Annotated in this window: 16 protein-coding genes; 12 read left to right on the plus strand and 4 right to left on the minus strand. The window is 39.9% G+C overall.

Translation table 11 applies throughout. From position 1 onward, the window contains the following. The first annotated feature begins 1 nt into the window (after position 1). From lpdA to MKI85_RS15745, 7 genes are all read left to right on the plus strand, one after another. Positions 2-1,435: a dihydrolipoyl dehydrogenase gene (lpdA, locus tag MKI85_RS15715; RefSeq protein ID WP_016165823.1), complete on the plus strand. Its 1,434-nt coding sequence runs from the start codon at positions 2-4 to the stop codon at positions 1,433-1,435. Positions 1,436-1,608: 173 nt separating this feature from the next. Beyond that, positions 1,609-2,775, plus strand: coding sequence for an ADP-forming succinate--CoA ligase subunit beta (gene sucC / locus MKI85_RS15720; RefSeq protein WP_241629018.1), 1,167 nt, complete (start codon positions 1,609-1,611; stop codon positions 2,773-2,775). A gap of 11 nt (positions 2,776-2,786) precedes the next feature. Then, positions 2,787-3,677 (plus strand): succinate--CoA ligase subunit alpha, encoded by an 891-nt coding sequence (gene sucD / locus MKI85_RS15725; protein WP_241629021.1) that lies wholly within the window; start codon positions 2,787-2,789, stop codon positions 3,675-3,677. A gap of 126 nt (positions 3,678-3,803) precedes the next feature. Further along, positions 3,804-4,487: a response regulator transcription factor gene (locus MKI85_RS15730; RefSeq protein ID WP_241629023.1), complete on the plus strand. Its 684-nt coding sequence runs from the start codon at positions 3,804-3,806 to the stop codon at positions 4,485-4,487. Positions 4,488-4,651: 164 nt separating this feature from the next. Continuing rightward, positions 4,652-6,907, plus strand: a complete 2,256-nt coding sequence (tynA, locus tag MKI85_RS15735; RefSeq protein ID WP_241629057.1) for a primary-amine oxidase — start codon at positions 4,652-4,654, stop codon at positions 6,905-6,907. A 70-nt stretch (positions 6,908-6,977) separates the two neighbouring features. Then, positions 6,978-7,736: a TorF family putative porin gene (locus MKI85_RS15740; protein WP_241629027.1), complete on the plus strand. Its 759-nt coding sequence runs from the start codon at positions 6,978-6,980 to the stop codon at positions 7,734-7,736. 278 nt (positions 7,737-8,014) lie between these two features. After that, positions 8,015-8,353, plus strand: a complete 339-nt coding sequence (locus MKI85_RS15745) for a hypothetical protein (protein ID WP_241629030.1) — start codon at positions 8,015-8,017, stop codon at positions 8,351-8,353. Positions 8,354-8,383: 30 nt separating this feature from the next. Here the strand turns inward: MKI85_RS15745 and MKI85_RS15750 are convergent, their stop codons facing one another. From MKI85_RS15750 to trpS, 4 genes are all read right to left on the minus strand, one after another. Beyond that, positions 8,384-9,208, minus strand: a complete 825-nt coding sequence (locus MKI85_RS15750; protein WP_241629032.1) for a VOC family protein — start codon at positions 9,206-9,208, stop codon at positions 8,384-8,386. A gap of 121 nt (positions 9,209-9,329) precedes the next feature. Then, positions 9,330-11,039, minus strand: a complete 1,710-nt coding sequence (locus MKI85_RS15755; protein ID WP_241629035.1) for a flotillin family protein — start codon at positions 11,037-11,039, stop codon at positions 9,330-9,332. Between the two features lie 24 nt (positions 11,040-11,063). Continuing rightward, positions 11,064-11,705, minus strand: coding sequence for a YqiJ family protein (locus MKI85_RS15760; protein ID WP_241629039.1), 642 nt, complete (start codon positions 11,703-11,705; stop codon positions 11,064-11,066). A gap of 377 nt (positions 11,706-12,082) precedes the next feature. Next, positions 12,083-13,096: a tryptophan--tRNA ligase gene (gene trpS / locus MKI85_RS15765; protein WP_241629043.1), complete on the minus strand. Its 1,014-nt coding sequence runs from the start codon at positions 13,094-13,096 to the stop codon at positions 12,083-12,085. 197 nt (positions 13,097-13,293) lie between these two features. Here trpS and MKI85_RS15770 point away from each other — a divergent pair, with 197 nt between their 5' ends. From MKI85_RS15770 to MKI85_RS15790, 5 genes are all read left to right on the plus strand, one after another. Beyond that, positions 13,294-14,220 carry a DUF808 domain-containing protein gene (locus MKI85_RS15770; RefSeq protein ID WP_241629045.1) on the plus strand — a complete coding sequence of 309 codons (927 nt, stop codon included), beginning with the start codon at positions 13,294-13,296 and terminating at the stop codon, positions 14,218-14,220. 39 nt (positions 14,221-14,259) lie between these two features. Next, a complete protein-coding gene (gene ypfJ, locus MKI85_RS15775; protein ID WP_241629047.1) occupies positions 14,260-15,168 on the plus strand; it encodes a KPN_02809 family neutral zinc metallopeptidase in 909 nt (302 codons plus the stop codon). Positions 15,169-15,878: 710 nt separating this feature from the next. After that, entirely contained in the window at positions 15,879-17,225 is a 1,347-nt protein-coding gene (locus MKI85_RS15780) for a DcaP family trimeric outer membrane transporter (protein WP_413351189.1), read from the plus strand. 308 nt (positions 17,226-17,533) lie between these two features. Further along, positions 17,534-18,865: a DcaP family trimeric outer membrane transporter gene (locus tag MKI85_RS15785; protein WP_241629050.1), complete on the plus strand. Its 1,332-nt coding sequence runs from the start codon at positions 17,534-17,536 to the stop codon at positions 18,863-18,865. Between the two features lie 146 nt (positions 18,866-19,011). Beyond that, a partial coding sequence (locus tag MKI85_RS15790; RefSeq protein WP_241629062.1) for a hypothetical protein occupies positions 19,012-19,094 on the plus strand: 83 nt, incomplete at its 3' end.

A 19,094-nucleotide genomic window follows, 5' to 3' on the forward strand; every position in this document is an offset into this window, starting at 1 on the left:
CATGTCTCAACAATTTGATCTTGTTGTAATTGGCGGTGGCCCAGGTGGCTATGAAGCAGCGATTCGTGCAGCGCAATTAGGTTTTAAAGTTGCTTGTATCGAAAAACGTATTCACAAAGGCAAACCATCTTTAGGTGGTACTTGCTTAAACGTGGGTTGTATTCCTTCAAAAGCTTTACTTGATTCTTCTCACCGCTACGAAGATACAGTTCATCATTTAGATGATCACGGTATTACAACAAGTGAAGTGAAGTTTGACTTGGCTAAAATGCTTGACCGTAAGGATAAAATCGTCAACCAATTAACTATGGGTGTCGATGGCCTTCTTAAAGGTAATGGTATCGAATGGTTAAAAGGTACGGGTAAATTACTTGCTGGTAAAAAAGTTGAGTTTGTTTCTCATGAAGGTGAAACTCAAATTTTAGAGCCAAAATATGTGATTCTTGCATCTGGTTCTGTGCCTGTAAATATTCCTGTAGCTCCTGTTGATCAAGACATTATTGTTGATTCAACTGGTGCTTTAGAATTCCAAGAAGTTCCTAAGCGTTTAGGTGTTATTGGTGCTGGCGTAATTGGTTTAGAGCTTGGTTCAGTATGGCGTCGTCTAGGTGCTGAAGTTGTTGTATTTGAAGCAATGGATGCATTCTTACCAATGGCTGATAAAGCATTGGCGAAAGATTACCAAAAAGTATTAACTAAACAAGGTTTAGACATCCGTGTTGGTGCGAAAGTAGCTGGTACTGAAGTTAACGGTCGTGAAGTGACAGTTAAGTACACGCAAGGTGGCGAAGACAAGACTCAAACTTTCGATAAATTAATCGTTTGTGTTGGTCGTCGTGCTTATGCAGAAGGTTTATTGGCTGATGATTCAGGTATTAAACTCACTGAACGTGGTTTAGTTGAAGTGAACGATTGGTGTGCAACTTCTGTTGAAGGTGTATATGCAATTGGTGACTTAGTGCGTGGTCCAATGCTTGCACATAAAGCAATGGAAGAAGGCGTAATGGCTGTTGAACGTATTCACGGTCATGCTGCACAAGTCAACTATGACACAATCATTTCTGTAATCTATACACACCCTGAAGCGGCGTGGGTAGGTTTAACGGAAGAGCAAGCCAAAGAAAAAGGTCATGAAGTGAAAACTGGTCAATTCGGTTTCGCTGCAAATGGTCGTGCAATGGCTGCTGGTGAAAATGCTGGTTTCGTGAAGTTCGTTGCGGATGCAAAAACTGACCGCTTATTGGGTATGCATGTGATTGGACCTGCTGCGTCTGATATCGTGCATCAAGGTATGATTGCACTTGAATTTGTATCAAGTGTTGAAGATCTTCAATTGATGACATTTGGTCACCCAACTTTCTCTGAAGTTGTACATGAAGCTGCCTTGGCCGTTGATGGTCGAGCGATTCACGCAATTCAGCGTAAGCGTAAGTAAGATCAAAAAAGAGCGGTTTAAACCGCTCTTTTTTACTTTTAAAGGTTGTTTTTAGCGGAACAATCTACTACAAATAAGAAAGAAAAATTGAAATAAGGACTAATACCAAGAAGACGTAAGTCCGAGGATTAGTCAGTCCATAACAAAGCGAAAAAGTAGTAAAAGGTTAGTCAATGAATCTACATGAGTATCAAGCCAAAGCGTTATTAAAAAAATATGGTATGCCTGTTCAAGAAGGTGTATTGGCAACCAACGCAGAAGAAGCAGTGAAAGCCTTCGAGCAGCTTGGTGGCAAGTTTGCGGTCATGAAAGCACAAGTTCATGCGGGTGGTCGCGGTAAAGCGGGCGGCGTGAAGGTGGTGAAGTCCAGTATTGAAGCAGCGGACTATGCCAATCATATTATCGGTACTCGTTTAGTCACTTATCAGACAGATGCAAGTGGACAGCCTGTTAACAGCGTACTTGTCTGTGAAGATGTTTATCCTGTAGAACGTGAATTATATTTGGGCGCAGTGGTAGACCGTTCAAGCCGACGTGTGACTTTCATGGCATCAACTGAAGGTGGTGTTGAAATTGAGAAAGTCGCAGAAGAAACACCTGAGAAAATTATTAGAGTTGAAGTAGATCCATTGGTGGGTTTACAACCGTTTCAGGCACGTGAAGTAGCTTTTGCCCTAAAACTTAAGGATGCTCAGGTCACGCAATTCGTCAAAATTATGACTGCGGCTTATCAAGCCTTTGTTGAAAATGACTTTGCTTTATTTGAAATTAACCCATTATCCGTACGTGAAAATGGCGAAATTTTATGTGTCGATGCTAAAGTAGGCATTGATTCAAATGCCTTATATCGTTTACCTGAAGTTTTAGCTTTACGTGATAAATCTCAAGAAAATGAACGTGAACTTAAAGCCTCTGAGTTCGATCTGAACTATGTGGCTTTAGAAGGTAACATTGGCTGTATGGTGAATGGTGCTGGTTTAGCCATGGCAACCATGGACATCATTAAACTCTACGGTGGACAACCTGCAAACTTCTTGGATGTGGGTGGTGGTGCAACCAAAGAGCGTGTAATTGAAGCGTTTAAACTAATTTTGGCAGATACCTCGGTTCAGGGCGTATTGATTAATATTTTTGGTGGAATTGTTCGTTGTGACATGATTGCAGAAGCAATTATTGCTGCGGTACAGGAAGTTCATGTAGAGGTTCCTGTTGTGGTTCGTTTAGAAGGAAATAATGCCGAGTTAGGGGCAAAAATTCTGGATGAATCAGGTTTGAAATTAACTTCTGCAAATGGTCTGGCTGATGCTGCAGAAAAAATTGTTGCCGCAGTAAAAGCATAAGGAGTTCCACAATGAGCGTATTAATTAATAAAAACACAAAAGTATTGGTACAAGGTTTTACGGGTAAAAATGGTACTTTCCATTCTGCTCAAGCGCTAGATTACGGCACCAAAGTGGTGGGTGGTGTAACACCAGGTAAAGGTGGAACCACACATTTGGATTTACCTGTATTTAATACCATGAAAGACGCAGTGCGTGAAACTCAAGCAGATGCCTCTGTGATTTATGTACCTGCACCTTATGTATTGGATTCAATTGTTGAGGCTGTGGATTCAGGCGTTGGACTGATTGTCGTGATTACGGAAGGTGTACCTACACTGGATATGTTGAAAGCCAAACGCTATTTAGAAACCAATGGCAATGGTACGCGTTTGGTGGGTCCAAACTGTCCGGGGGTGATTACCCCTGGTGAATGTAAAATTGGGATTATGCCAGGTCATATTCATAAACCTGGTCGTATCGGCATTATTTCACGTTCAGGGACGTTAACTTACGAAGCGGTTGCACAGACCACTAAACTTGGACTGGGACAATCGACTTGTATTGGTATTGGTGGTGACCCAATTCCGGGTATGAACCAAATTGATGCATTAAAACTGTTCCAAGATGACCCAGATACCGATGCGATCATTATGATTGGTGAAATTGGGGGCACGGCAGAAGAAGAAGCCGCTGAATATATACAGTCTAACGTGTCAAAACCTGTTGTCGGTTATATCGCTGGTGTGACAGCCCCAAAAGGTAAGCGTATGGGACACGCTGGTGCAATTATTTCGGGTGGTAAAGGCACTGCCGAAGAAAAATTTGCAGCCTTTGAGCGTGCGGGAATGGCTTATACCCGTAGTCCAGCAGAATTAGGTGCGACGATGTTACAAGTTTTAAAAGCGCAGGGTTTAGCTTAAGTCATTGAATTCGCGAGATCTCAAGCGTATGTTGCTCCTGCAGCATACGTTTTTTTATGTTTAAAAGTTACATTTGGTATACAAATTGCACTACACGGGTATTAGTGTTAACAGTGTCCTCATACGATGCAAGCGGTAAATTGGAATCAATTTAGTGAAGAGTTTAGTCGCAATCTTCAGAAGGTTATCCCATTTGAAGGTTTGGTGGCGTTTAATATCGATTCAGAAACAACGGCAAGTCAATATTTATTTAAAGGCATTAGTAATCAAGCAGTCGATGAATATTTGGGTTATAAACAGCACCATGACCCTGTACATTTTCGGCATAGCTATCAGAAAAAAGACATTAAGTTAAGTGTTTTACAGCAAGCAACATCTAATCCTGAATATGAAGACTTTAGGAAGAAGTGGAATATTCAAGACACAGTCGAATTGTTTTTCCGCCAGAATGGTATACCTGTACGGGGGATGAGCTTAGTACGTTCTTCGGAGAATACAGCTTTTTCACAACATGAATTGAGAATGATCGAGTCATTTTATGATTTAACAGCATGCTGTTTTAATCAAATTTATGATGTTTCTAGCCATCAGGTCAGTGTTTTTAATGAAGGATTAACAGAATCCTTAACTCGACAAGAATCCAAAGTCCTTAATTTATTATGCAAAGGCTTAAATAATCAGGCACTGGCTGATGAAATGCATTGCGGGCTCTCTACCATTAAAACTCATTTGCAACACATCTATCAAAAGGCTCAGGTTAAAAGCCGTCAGGAATTAATGAGCAGAGTGTTATGTGGTCTTCAACTTTGAGGCAAAATGCGGAATTTGACTTCGATTTTAAAAATCATCCTTTGGGATGATTTTTTTACTTAGGGAACAGCGTAATTTTTCAGCATAGAAAAAAGTTGGAAAGGTTAAGGAAATCCTAGATGAAAACATTACATTCACACATGCTGAAAAAGTATCTTAAACAAATGTCGAATGTTATTGGTGTAATGGCGATTGGCGCATGTGCAACTCAGGCAATGGCACATGGTGAAGCTGCGAAAATGTTACCGTTACAGCAAGCGATGCAATCAGTTGGCGCAACGGTACAACAAGATCAGTATGCAAATGTATATACAATCAGCAAAAACTCAACCTTAGCGCGTGCTAAACCGAATTCAACCACGATTATGGTGAATGGGAAGCCATTAAAAGTTTCAGCACCGATCGTAATCAAAGATGGTCAGGCAATGGCATCTGAAACGTTGGCGAATGAAATTTTCCAGTCTGGACTAGATCAAACATTCCAAGTTGAAACGGTAAAGCATCCGTTAAATACTTTAACAACAGAAGAAATTCAGATTGTAAATAAAGTTATTCAGGCTGATCAACGCGCACCGAAAATATTGCGTTTTAGCCGTATACGTTTACAAGAGCCTGAAAAAAATGCGGTTTGGGACAGTGTACTGAATCATACTGAATACAAAGGTCCACGTTTAGCCGAATTCAGTTTATTGCAAAATGACAATATTATTGAAGGTGTGGTTGATTTAAAGACACAAAAATTAACTACTTGGAAAGTATTGCCCGCAACCCATGGCATGGTGTTGATTGATGACTTTATGATGGTCCAAGAGATTATTAAAGAAAGTCCTGAGTTCAAAGCTGCATTAGCAAAACGCGGTGTTACTGATGTCACTAAAGTTATGGCAACACCACTAACAGTGGGCTATTTTGGTGGTGAGGATGGTTTAAACAAAGAACTTAGTCTACTGAAAATTGTCAGCTATCTTGATGTAGGTGATGGTAACTACTGGGCGCATCCAATTGAAAACTTAGTCGCTATTGTCGATTTAGAAAAAAAGAAAATCGTTAAAATTGAAGAAGGTGCCATTGTTCCAGTACCAATGACTCCACGTCCTTATGATGGTCGTGACAAGAAATTAGAAAAACGTAAGCCACTTAATATCGTAGAGCCAGAAGGTAAAAATTACAGCATTTCAGGTCAGTATATCCATTGGGGTAACTGGTGCTTCCATGTTGGTATAGATTCACGTGTAGGCTTACAAGTAGGTACAGTCACGTTTAAAGACAAAGGTGTAAAACGTAAAGTCATGTATCAAGGTAATCTTGGTGGCATGGTCGTTCCTTATGGTGATCCAGATATGGGTTGGTACTTCAAGTCGTACCTCGATTCTGGCGAATATGGTATGGGTACACTAACCTCATCGCTTGAGCGTGGTACAGATGTTCCTGAGAACGCAGTATTGCTTGATGCAGTCATTGCTGATTACGAAGGTAAACCAATGACAATTCCAAACGCGATTGCTGTATTTGAACGTTATGCAGGACCTGAGTTTAAGCATCAGGAATTCGGACAAAGTAATGTGAGTGCTGAGCGAAGAGAATTGGTTGTTCGCTGGGTTAGTACAGTTGGTAACTATGACTACATGTTTGACTGGGTCTTCTCAGACAATGGCACCATGGGTATTAATGCGGGTGCAACAGGGATTGAAGCGGTTAAAGGCGTAAAAGCAAAGACCATGCATGATGCAACAGCAAAAGAAGATACCCGTTACGGTACTTTAATTGACCACAATATTGTGGGAACAACCCATCAGCATATTTATAACTTCCGCCTAGATTTAGATGTTGATGGTGCAAATAATACGCTCACTCATATGAACCCTGTTGTGAATGCAAACAAAAAAGGCGTGCGTAAGAGTGCGATGGAAATCGAAAAGCATGTTGTAAGCAAAGAACAAGATGCCGCTGAGAAATTTAATCCATCAACTATTCGTTTAATTAGTAACTATTCGAAAGAAAACAAAGTGGGCAACCCTGTTTCTTACCAGCTGATTCCATTTGCTGGCGGTACACACCCAATTGCCAAAGGTGCAAACTTTAGCCAAGATGAATGGTTATTCAAGCGCTTAAACTTCATGGATAAACAAATTTGGGTAACAAAATATAATCCAACTGAACTCTATCCAGAGGGTGCGTATCCAAACCGTTCTGACAAAGATACAGGTTTAGGAGAATTTGTTAAAAACAACGACAACATTGATAACAAAGATTTGGTCGTGTGGTTAACCACAGGTACAACCCACGTGGCGCGTGCAGAAGAATGGCCAATCATGCCAACCGAGTGGGTAAATGTACTGCTTAAACCGTGGAACTTCTTCGATGAAACGCCAACATTAAATCTAAACACACCTAAAGACACTTCGACACATCAACATTAATGCTGGGATAGCAATCAAACATGCCATATCAAGAACTTGATATGGCATTTCTAAGGATTTCGGAGAAAATATGTTTAAACCATTTGTTCAGAAGTTGCTTACTGCATCTCTATTCGTTTGTTCTGCATCAGCATTTGCAGCCGATGCCAACGAAACAGCAGCACCTGTGATTAGCGTTACCGGCTCCATGACCATGGCAACGGATTATCGCTTTCGGGGGATGTCAATGTCGAATAATGATCCTGCTGTTCAAGGTGCTTTAAACTTTGTACATAAATCTGGGGCGTACTTAAGTCTGTGGGCATCGAATGCAGATGTGGGTGCAGGTGGAAATGTCGAAGCTGATTTTTTTGTGGGTTATATTTTACCGATCACAGAAAAATCATTCTTAGATTTTAATTATGCGGATGTAAATTATCCGGGCACGATCAAAGAATATCACACCGACTTTAGTGAGTTTGGCGTGAACTATAACCATAGTGATTTAGTGACTGCAGGCGATTATTTCACAGCGGGTGTGTTCTATTCACCTGAATTTGCCTTCAAATCAGGGCAAGAGCTCTATCTGAATACAACCTACAAGTTTCCAATTTACAACTCAATCAAGCTCATTTCTGGATTAGGTTATACCAAAATGGAAGACAATGAACTGTTTGCCACTGCTTTTGGTGGGGATGGTCGACAAGATGACTATTTTGATTACAAAATTGGTTTTGGGGCTGAGGTCTTGGGCTTAAATTCAGAATTGTTATGGATTGATAATAATATTGATAGCGATGCCAAGATCATGAAAGGCAGTCTGGTATTTTCTGTCGCAAAACAGTTCTAAATCTAAAGTAGCTAAAGCTATTTTAGGATGATCCAAGGAAAGGGCTTCATGATAATGAAGCCCTTTTTTAATGACGTGATGAAGCATGGAAACAGTTAGTGATTTCTGAGCTGCTATGTATGAAGTCATATTTCAGCATGTTATAGTGAATATTAAAATTATGCTGTGAAGACATAGTGTTACAGATGCTCAGCTCAATTCAATTATATGCTTGTCGCTGCTTTTTCTTGTTGTTGCTGTTTATTAATACGTGCTATGCAGAAAATGAAGACGTGCATATGAACGAATTTATTGGGGATAATATTTTTCATTATTATCAGAAGCTTGCGGAACAACATGACGAAGAAGAAAAAGACTATACCGTACTGAATAATGATTTCTATGAAAATGAATATATTCGGGTATTTAACTATACTGCCTATAATTCGGATAATTTTAGCAATAAATTAGGGACAGGAGAGTTCAATAGTGCTGACTTGGATGCCCTCAGTATTTCCATTGGCTATGGCATTGAAATAAAACTGAATAAACGTAATAAAATGGGGTATGAATATCTTTCCAATTTTCCATATGATCGTGGGCAGTTAATCCGTTTATATTGGGTACGTTTATTATAATTTTGAACAGAAAGAAGGTCTCTCGATGCTTTAAACCAGAAGATCTTGAATAATAATTTTCTTCATACGGGTCAGTGCCGATAACGCATGCGGTCTTCCTTTTAAAATAGCACTGATATTTTCAGGGACGATTTGCCAACTAATACCAAATACATCTTTGCACCAACCACACCAGCTTTCCGAACCGTGTTCAGTAAAATAATTCCAGTAATAGTCAATTTCTTGCTGGGTTTTGCATGGAATTACAAAGGAAACAGCTTCATTAAAATCAAAAATATGCTTTTCAGGACTATCCTTCGCGATCAATTGCAAATGGTTTATGCTGAAACTACAGTCTTGGATTTGTCCTTTAAGTTCATCTGAGGCATAGCGAGTCAGTTGATGGCGCTGAAACTGGGGAAAAATCTTTTGATAATATTGCAGGGCTTGTGAACACTGATTTTGATGAATACCGCAAAAGAGTAAATTGGGGATAATTTTTTGTTGTTGCATTTGATTGGCAGAACTTAGTTGTAATTGCCATGAATAGCCATATTGATCTTGTACCCAGCCATAGTATGCATTCCATGCATAATGTCCAAGTGCCATAAGACTCGTACCACCAATCATTAATTTCTGCCATAGGGCAGTAATTTCTTGACGGCTTTCACAAACAACAGTGAAGGAAATTGCGGGATTAGGCAAAAAATAGGGACCGCCATTAATGCCAATAAATAATTGATTAGCAAGGGATGCTTTTACCACAGTCGCATTCTGTTCAAGAATTTGGCTATTGGGGAATACGGAGCAATAAAACTCCAACGCTTCTAACGCTTGATTATCAAACCACAAAGCAGGATAGATCGTAAGATGCATGCACGGTCCTTGTGTTAAGAGTTTATATGCTTGAATACTAACTGAATATATCAGATTAATTTGTAATATTTTTACAGAAAAAAGCGCAACAGATGTTGCGCTTTCTTTTATCTTTGGAGAATTAAACTTTGCTTTGAGGCTTTAACTGCTGTGTTAAACCATTGATGTCGCCACCTTGCAGTCCAAGTTCACTCATTAAGCTGTCAATTAAGGGAGCTTGAGAGCGATAACGCAGCGCACTGTTCACCACTTGATCCGAAAGTGAAGCCGTAGCATGTTCGCTACCAGTATCAGTGCCATGAGGATGGGCAATATGACCTAAGCCATTCACTTGTAAGATCTTGATGTCATCAATGCTCTCCATTGGTTTAACACTTTCACGAATGATCTCAGGCAAATATTTAAGCAGGGCAAGACGAATTTGCATTTCAACTTGTTCGCTCGACAGGGTGTTATTGGCTTCATGGACTGCACGTGTGCCTTCAGCATCAACTTGATACTGTTTTTCCATCGCTTGTGCCAAGAGTACTTTTGCATCAGCTTCACCCTTGGCTTTTAAGCGGGCTTTTTCAGCTTCAGCTTCGGCTGAAATTCGAATTGCCTCGGCTTCATCCACAGCGGCTTTTTTACCTGCTTCTGCCGCAACAGTAATAGCAATCGCATCTTTTTCCGCAGCTTGTTTTGCGGCTACCAGTTCAACAGCTTTTTCACGTTCAGCGCGTTGTGTTTCGCGTACAGTTAAGACTTCTTCTTCTGCTTTCACCGCTTGAGCACGTGCCTGATCGGCTTGCGCTTTAGCTTCAGATTCTGCCCGTGATTTTTCAGCAATGGCAATCGCACGGTCTTGCTCTGCCAGTTCAATCGTTTTCTTTTGTTCGACTTGGGCTTTTTGAATGAGCTGAGCCTTTTGAATATTTTCATTTTCGACATCACGTGCAGACGCAATACGTTTCAATTCAACTTCACGTTCTGCAGCAATTCGTGCTTCTTCTGCCTCACGCTTTTTACCAGCTTCTTGAGCTGCAATTTCTGCAAGTTGTTCTGCACGACGTACTGCAATTTCGCGTTCTTGCTGTAATTTGGCATATTCTTCTTCACGTAGAATTTGTAAACGTGCTTGTTCAGCTTCTAGGTTTTTGGTTTTGATAGCCAGATCAGCATCTTGCTCAATCACATTACGTTTTTTACGTCGGTCTTCAATGGTTTCTGTGAGTTTGGTCAGACCTTCTGCATCAAAAGCATTTTGCGGATTAAAATATTTAAAACTGGTTTGGTCTAAGCCAGTCAATGAGACGGTCTCTAGTTCTAGTCCATTTTTGAATAAATCTTCAGAGACAACCTGTTGAACCTTTTGCACGAAGTCTACACGTTTTTCATGCAGTTCTTCCATCGCCATTTCTGCCGCCACAGCCCTGAGAGAGTCCACAAATTTACCTTCAACCAAACTTTTTAACTCATTTGGCGACATGGTTTTTTTACCTAAAGTCTGTGCTGCCGTTGCAATTGATTCCGCAGTGGGTTTGACACGTACATAGAATTCAGCCATGACATCGACCCGCATGCGATCACGGGTAATTAAAGCTTGGTCTTCAGCACGCACCACTTCAAGACGTAGGGTATTCATATTTACAGGAATAATTTCATGTAATACGGGAAGAACAATCGCACCACCGTTAAGGATGACCTTTTCACCGCCAAAACCAGTACGGACAAATGAAATTTCTTTACTGGAACGTTGGTACAAACGGGCGACAATAAAGCCAATCACGATGATGGCGACAAAAATAATGCCAGTAATGACTAACATATTGATAATATTTGGATTTAACATGGAATACTCAAAGTTAAAGTGTTATTAAGTTTCTGCACGAATGGCTTGAAAGCCAATTTTAGTTTTTTGGGTCAAAATGACTTGTTGACCCTGTTTAAAGGACTCATCCTGTTCGGGTTCGACCAAAACATAATGAATCTGTCCAAATTGATCTTTGACTTTGGCTTGAGCTGGAGAATGGGGTTTGGCAATTCCTAGCACAATAATGGCTGTTCGTCCCACCAGTTCTTCACTAAAAATGGCAGTGCTCTCATCTTGGGGTAAAACCCTAGAGACAATTTTGGCAGTGAAGCGGACCAGCGGCATGCATAAAAAAAAGCTGGCTGGTGCTAGAATCCATGCGCTCCAGTAAGATCCAGTAAATATGTGCGCGAGACTTTGTAAAAAAAGTCCGAACAGCCCAAAAATGGTCAGGAAAATAATGAACCAAATTAACAATGGAACACGACCAAGATATAACCAGTCTAGAGTTTGTAACAGCCAACCAGCTTCAGTATCAATATCGATTTCGGGAGAGGTCAGATCTGCAGGTAAAAGTTGATCGAGAATGCCCTGAGTTCCGCCTCCAAATAGGAGTAAAGTCAGTTCAAAAAAGGCAAAGAGAAACAGCAGGCATATGGAAATGCTAAAAACCAGATTTGACGGGTGCGTCACAAGTTCCCACATGTTCGAATTCTCATTTTTTTAAGTTATAAATAACAAATAAAGTACAAATTTATTCTTTATTGATTAAGATAGCATCTAAATGAGAATAAGTCTAAAAAACTTTGAGACAAAAAAATACGCAACGATTGGGGTGATCATTGCGTAGAACAACGAATCTGTTTGCACAGTTCGGTTAAGGAGAAATGTTATAAGTTTAGATGATCTAAACTATGAAGTTAGCATAATTGGAAATATGCCTACATTCATGAGCAATCACGTTATTAACTGTTAAATCACGTTAAGAGTTGGAGAGTATTGTGAGGAAGCTGGATAATTTTTATTCTATAAAATTAAAGGCCTTATAAAAGACCTTTAATTTATTGATATTTGGAAAATGTTTAGAAGTGGAAAACGCCTAAACCTGATTTCACTTCATCCAATGTTTGTTGGGTGATGTCGCGGCATTTATCTGTACCGGCTTTCAGAATATCCATGATGTAGTCAGGATCTTTTGCAAGTTCGATACGACGTTCACGAATCGGTCCGATGAGTTCTTTCAATACACCTTCCAAACGTTTTTTCACTGTACCGTCGCCTAAACCACCACGACGATAATGTGCTTTCAGTTCTTCAACTTCTTCTTTGTTTGGATCAAATGCATCTAGGTAGGTAAATACGATATTGCCTTCAACTTGACCTGGGTCTTCAATACGTAAGTGATTCGGATCAGTGTACATCGCGTTGACGGCTTTTTTAATGTCTTTATCACTTGCATCCAGCACAATGGTATTGCCCAATGATTTCGACATTTTCGCTTTGCCATCAAAGCCCGGTAAACGGCTCATATTAGAAAGCAGTGCTTTACATTCTGGTAAAAGGTCTTGACCAATTTGACGGTTAATACGACGAACAATCTCATTGGTTTGTTCAATCATTGGAATTTGGTCTTCACCCACTGGAACTACAGTTGCTTTAAATGCAGTAATGTCAGCCGCTTGAGCTACTGGGTAGCACAGAAATCCTGCTGGAATATCACGTTCAAAACCACGCATCTGAATTTCAGCTTTGATGGTTGGGTTACGTTCTAAACGAGAAACGGTCACAAAGTTGAGATACAACATGGTCAGTTCATTTAATGCAGGTAAGCAAGATTGAACACAAATGGTTGTTTTAGTTGGATCAATACCCACAGCTAAGTAATCAGTTGCAACTTCAATAATATTACGGCGCACTTTTTCAAAATTGTCGGCATTGTCAGTTAATGCTTGTGCATCTGCCAATAAAAGATGTTGATGATGTGAATCTTGTAAACCCACACGCGAACGTAAAGAACCAACAAAATGACCTAAGTGAAGTTGCCCTGTAGGACGGTCGCCAGTCAAGATCACTGGACGATTATCTTGATTACTCATTTTCTTTTCCAAAAAGTAGTGTTTTACTACATCTGCAGTCAATTAATGGGCTACATTGTACGGCATAATTTTTTTTAATGTCAGTCAGAAAAAAATAGAAGTCAAAAAAAATTAAATCAGGACATAAATCAACAAGCAAATACAGTTTTTTTCTCAAGATCACATTAAAATAAAGCAAATTACTTAGGATAAATATAATGGCGAGTAGCTTATTAATATTATTAGATGATATTGCGACGGTATTAGATGACGTTGCTGTTATGAGTAAAGTTGCTGCCAAAAAAACAGCAGGTGTATTAGGGGATGATTTGGCACTGAATGCACAACAGGTCAGTGGTTTACGCGCTGAACGTGAATTACCTGTGGTCTGGAGTGTAGCTAAAGGTTCTTTTATAAATAAATTGATTTTGGTGCCATTAGCTTTGCTGATTAGTGTGGTTGCACCATGGTTGATTAACCCTTTATTGGTGATTGGTGGTTTATTCTTATGTTACGAGGGTGTGGAGAAAGTTTTACACAGTCTGCAACATCGTAAGGCGACCAATGAAAAAGAAGCTGAAGAAGAATTACATGCGATCGAAACTGATTTAGTCACTTATGAAAAAGAAAAAATTAAAGGGGCAGTACGGACTGACTTTATTCTTTCTGCTGAAATTGTAGTGATTTCATTGGGTACAGTTGCGACTGCGACCTTTATCAGTAAATTAACGGTACTCAGTATCATCGCCATTGTAATGACCATTGGGGTGTATGGATTTGTCGCGTTAATTGTCAAAATTGATGATATTGGACTGTATCTTACCCAACAAAGTACTAATCTCAAGAAAAGCATTGGCCGATTCTTATTGGCATTTGCACCCAAGCTCATGAAGACCTTAACCGTAGTTGGAACGATTGCCATGTTCTTGGTTGGAGGCGGGATTATCAATCACGCTGTACCTTTAATTCATCATTTTACTGAAGAGACGGTTGATCATATAGAACTGATCCCAAATTTTGGCAGTATTGTGGGTGCATTAACTCCAACACTCATTAATTTAATGATTGGTATTGCTGCGGGTTTAGCCGTCATTCTTGTATTGACTGTGTTTAAAAAGATTTGGCCGAATTCAAAACAGGCTTAATCTATAGCGATCCACTTCATAAAAATAAGGAATACGGCTATGCAATGGAAAGGTCGTCGCGTCAGTAGCAATATTGAAGACCGCCGTGGTGGCGGTGCCCGTAAAGTAGGGGGTATCAGTATTTTAGGGCTGGTCGTTGCCTTTGTTGCATGGAAATTTTTTGGCGTAGATCCACAACAAGCATATCAAGCTACCCAGCAAGTGACCCAGCAGGCTTCAGTCGGTGCGGAAAACCAAGGGTTGGATAATCCGACGCCTGAGCAACAGGAAGCTATGGAGTTTGTGGGTACAGTGTTGGCGGATACCGAAGACACGTGGAATATGGTGTTTCAGCAACAGTTGAATCAGCAATATACACCAGCAAAACTGGTGATGTTTACAGGTGCGGTCAATTCTGGCTGTGGCGCGGCACAGGCTGCGATGGGACCCTTTTATTGTCCAATCGATCAGAAAGTTTATATCGATACCACTTTCTTTAAAGATATGCGTCAGCAAATGGGGATTAGTGGTGAGCAAAACCCGACTGAATTAACTCGTCAAGACCAAGCTGGAGATTTTGCTCAGGCCTATGTGGTTGCACATGAGGTTGGGCATCATATACAAAACTTATTGGGAATTTCTGAACAAATTCATAAGGCTCGCACACAAACTTCACGGGCTGAAGCAAATCAACTTTCGGTTCGTCAGGAGTTACAAGCTGATTGTTTAGCAGGCATTTGGGCTTATCATAATCAACAACGGACCCAGTTTTTACAACAAGGGGATGTTGAAGAAGCCATGGATGCTGCGCAAAAAATTGGCGATGATTATCTGCAAAAACAGGCAACCGGTCAGGTGGTTCCAGATAGTTTTACTCATGGTTCGAGCCAGCAAAGAATGAAATGGTTCCAAGCAGGGCTTAAATCTGGAAATTTAAAGGATTGCGATACCTTTAATCAGCCGATTTAAGGGTGAGCTCAAATCCAAAGGCGTAAATTCAATTACGCCTTTTTTAATTTATAAATCCTATTCAGTTTGACCTTTGAATTCATCCGAAAGAGCAAGAGGTATTTTTTTTCTGGCTTAGCATTTGTTCATAATAATACGATCATTTATTTTCTTACTTAATTGTCGATGTCAAAGAGAAGACAGGGCTGTATTTTGTTAAAAATTATACCTTGTATTCAGCCAGATGCAATTTCACGGTGAGTCTGGAATTGTAGGTTACCCATTTGCTCACAACGCTATTATTGAATGATGTGTAGTGAATTAAACTGAGATTAGAGCGATCGCAGATACCTTAAAGGGGTGTTTATTACTGCTTATGGTGAAATAATAAGGTATCAATTTAGGAAAAAAAGACATTTATTAGGTTGATTTTAATACCTTTTGGGTATGATTGTGGGTGAAAAAAATCACTAGGTTCATCACTTGATATTGAAATAGTGAATTGTAATTCATTATTTTTAAATAATTATTCAATACTTATGTAGAAAAGACAAAGAGTTAGAGCAAATTTAATGCTGAACGGAATGGTAATTTGTATAAATATCAAAAAAATAGACTTAGACTAAAGCATATATAGTCGTTTTCAGACTTATCTGTCACATTTTGGCTCAAGAAATGTTCAGCGGAATGAACGAACAATAATTTGCACTGTGATGGATAGGGAATTTAGGATGACGACTCAAAAAATGTCTTTAGGGTTAAAAACATTAGTTTTAGCTATGGGTGTAGCAACAGCAGCGGGTACAGCACAGGCGGATACCAATACGGAAGTTGAACAACTCCGTAAAGAAGTTCAAGAGTTGCGTGGCATGTTAGAGCAATATGCCCAGCAGCAAAAGCAAATGAATGTACAACAGCAGAATTTGCAAGCTCAAGCAGTAGCACAAACAGCCGCACCTAAACCAGCACCAGAGAAAAAAGGTCTTGGCTTTACTGTGGCCGGTTCCGAGGTGAATCTATACGGTAACGTTCGTGCAGACGCAACCTATCAGATTGATGGTGGTCCAAACAAAGCCCATCCATATAACCAAATTAACAAAGCGGCTTTAGAAGGCAGTAAAGGCAACAGTGATATTTTTAAATCGACCTTGGCTGCAACACGTTTAGGCTTTGATTTTAAAACACCAACGCAAAGTGGTGATGTTGCAGGTAAGGTTGAAGTCGATTTCCTTGGTGCAAATGATACTTTACGTATACGTCATGCTTATTTAACTTATGCCAATTGGTTGATTGGTCAAACGTGGTCGAACTTCGCCGTGCCTGACTATATGCCTGAAACAATCGATGCTTTAGGTTATGTGGGTGGTGCTGTTAAACGTACGCCACAAGTGCGTTATACCAGCACCTTTAGCCCACAAACTAATTTGATTTTTGCACTTGAAGATTCTAAATATAGCGATAACTCAGGGACTAATTTAGGTTCTGATCCAGATAACCAAATGCGTATTCCTGCGCTAACTGCACGCTTTAACCATAAATTTGCAGAAAATGCAGGTATTGTTACTGCGCGTACTATGGTGGCAGACAAGCAAACTTCTGATGATGAGAAAGTGGCATGGGGTGTGGGCTTAGGGACCAAATTTAATGTGACGCCAAGTACTACCTTAAAAGCTGATTATTACCATGTCAAAGGGGATAGCAGCTTTGTATCTTGGTCTAACCCTGGCTATTCAATCAATTCGAATGGTGATATTCAACAAAGCGAATTTGACTCAATTACTGTAGGGATTACCCAGCAGTTTAATCCGAAGTGGCGAGGCACGTTGGGTTATGGTTATATGACGCATGATACAGATTTAGATTATATCAATGCTTCAGCTAACCCATCTGCGTTGAACAAAGATTTATGGCAAACATGGGCAAACGTATTCTATAGCCCTATCAAACCAGTAAGTTTAGGACTTGAATATACTTACGGTGAACGTGAGACTTTCTCGGCACCTAATGCAACGACACCATTATCTAGTAAAACGGGTGAAGAAAATCGTGTAAACATGGTAGCGATTTATAATTTCTAAAATATATTGTGTTGTTGAAAAAAAGAGGCGTATGCCTCTTTTTTTTATTTATTTTTACAAGAAGTTAGCATAATAGATAAGCAAAACCGTCGTGTTTAGAAACGAAGTGAATAGATTAAATTAGAATCAATTAAAACAGAGTTTATAAAAAATAATAAAACTTTTGAGCAAAAGGCAGCATAATGTTGCGCTTTCATTTCAACAGTTATTAATTGAGAAATTGATATTATCGTATGGGTTTATTTGTTCACCCGAGACAAATAGATCTTGATAAACATGCAAAATAGCAAAGGAACAAGGAGTTTGGAATGAGTTTACCCCTCATGAAGAAGCCTGCGATTCGGCAAAGTGTGGCAATTACCATTGCAACTTTGATGATGACAGCGACTCACGCGGCATCTGCTGAGCAAGAGGAAATTGCACAATTAAGAGCTGAAGTTGAAGCACTAAAAGCTTTGATTCAACAGAATTTTCCACAACTACAACAAACATCCGTGGTAGCGAATTCGACACCGCTTACCACCACGTCACCAACCGTTGAGAAAACGACAGTAGTTCCTGCTGTGACAGCAGCCAATACTGAACAATCATCGCCTTTGCAGTTTAAAACTGCGGGCGGTTCAGAAGTCAAATTATATGGATTTATCCGCGGCGATGCGTCTTATCAAGTTGAAGGTGGCAATGCTATTTTCAACCGCATTAATGCAGTGTCATTAGGTAATGACCCAAATAAAAATAAAACAGAAGATCGTTTTTATAGTACCGCGACTACAACCCGTTTAGGCTTAGATTTTAAAGCACCGATTGAAGGTCAAGAGCTTGGTGCTAAAGTCGAAGTAGATTTTCGTGGTAGCAATGACTCACTACGTATCCGTCATGCCTACTTCACCTTAAATCGCTGGCTCTTTGGTCAAACCACATCAAATTTTTTAGCGACTGATTTACAACCAGAAATGCTAGATTTCAACTCGCCTTTAGGTATCGGTACATTCCGTACACCAATGGTGCGTTATAGCGATAAATTAAGTGCAGATACATCCTATTTTTTAGGTCTGGAAAAAGGGCGTGACGACAATCGCTTTCCCGCACTAACCGCGAAGTTGAAACAGAATTTTGCCGAGGGTAAAGGGACATCATCTCTACGTGTATTGGCACAGGAGTTACGGGTAACCGAAGCGGATAATGAAACTGCCTTTAGTTGGGGCTTGGGTTTAGGTGCAAGCTATAAAGTTACAGATCAGCTTCGAGTACTGGGGGATTACTCCCATGTCAAAGGGGATGATAAATTCCTGCTCTATACCAATACGGCTTACAATGTTGGACCTGAAACGACAGATCTTAATCTAAATGAATTCGATGCCTTAACTGTAGGTACGACGTATCAATTTAATCCTAAAGTACGCGGTACTTTGGGCTATGGATTGATGTTGGCAAATGACAGTAATGATTTTGCTGATTATTTGGCTTCGACAGATACCTTACAGAACAAAACCTTACAACAAGGTTGGCTGAATGTGATGTACAGCCCAGTGACTCCTGTCACGCTTGGGGTGGAATATATTTATGGTGAGCGTGAAACTTTCTCTGGGGTAAAAGGGAAAGATAATCGCGTAGGTGCAATGGCACGCTACAACTTCTAAATTCTCTTGCTCAAAAGTTAAGTTTGCAAGCATATATAGCGTACAGAGTGTTTCACTGTTTGTACAAATTGCCGCTTGTAGCTTTTCATACTTAGAGCGTTATTATTTATCTGTATAACAACAGATAAAATTGACGGACAAGAATTATGGCACTTACTTTTAATGCGTTTTATACGCTGATTGCAGCAGTTATTGTATTGTTGTTGGGTCGATTCCTTGTGAATCATAT

This window comes from Acinetobacter zhairuonensis (genome assembly GCF_022601715.1).
Taxonomy (GTDB): Bacteria; Pseudomonadota; Gammaproteobacteria; order Pseudomonadales; family Moraxellaceae; genus Acinetobacter.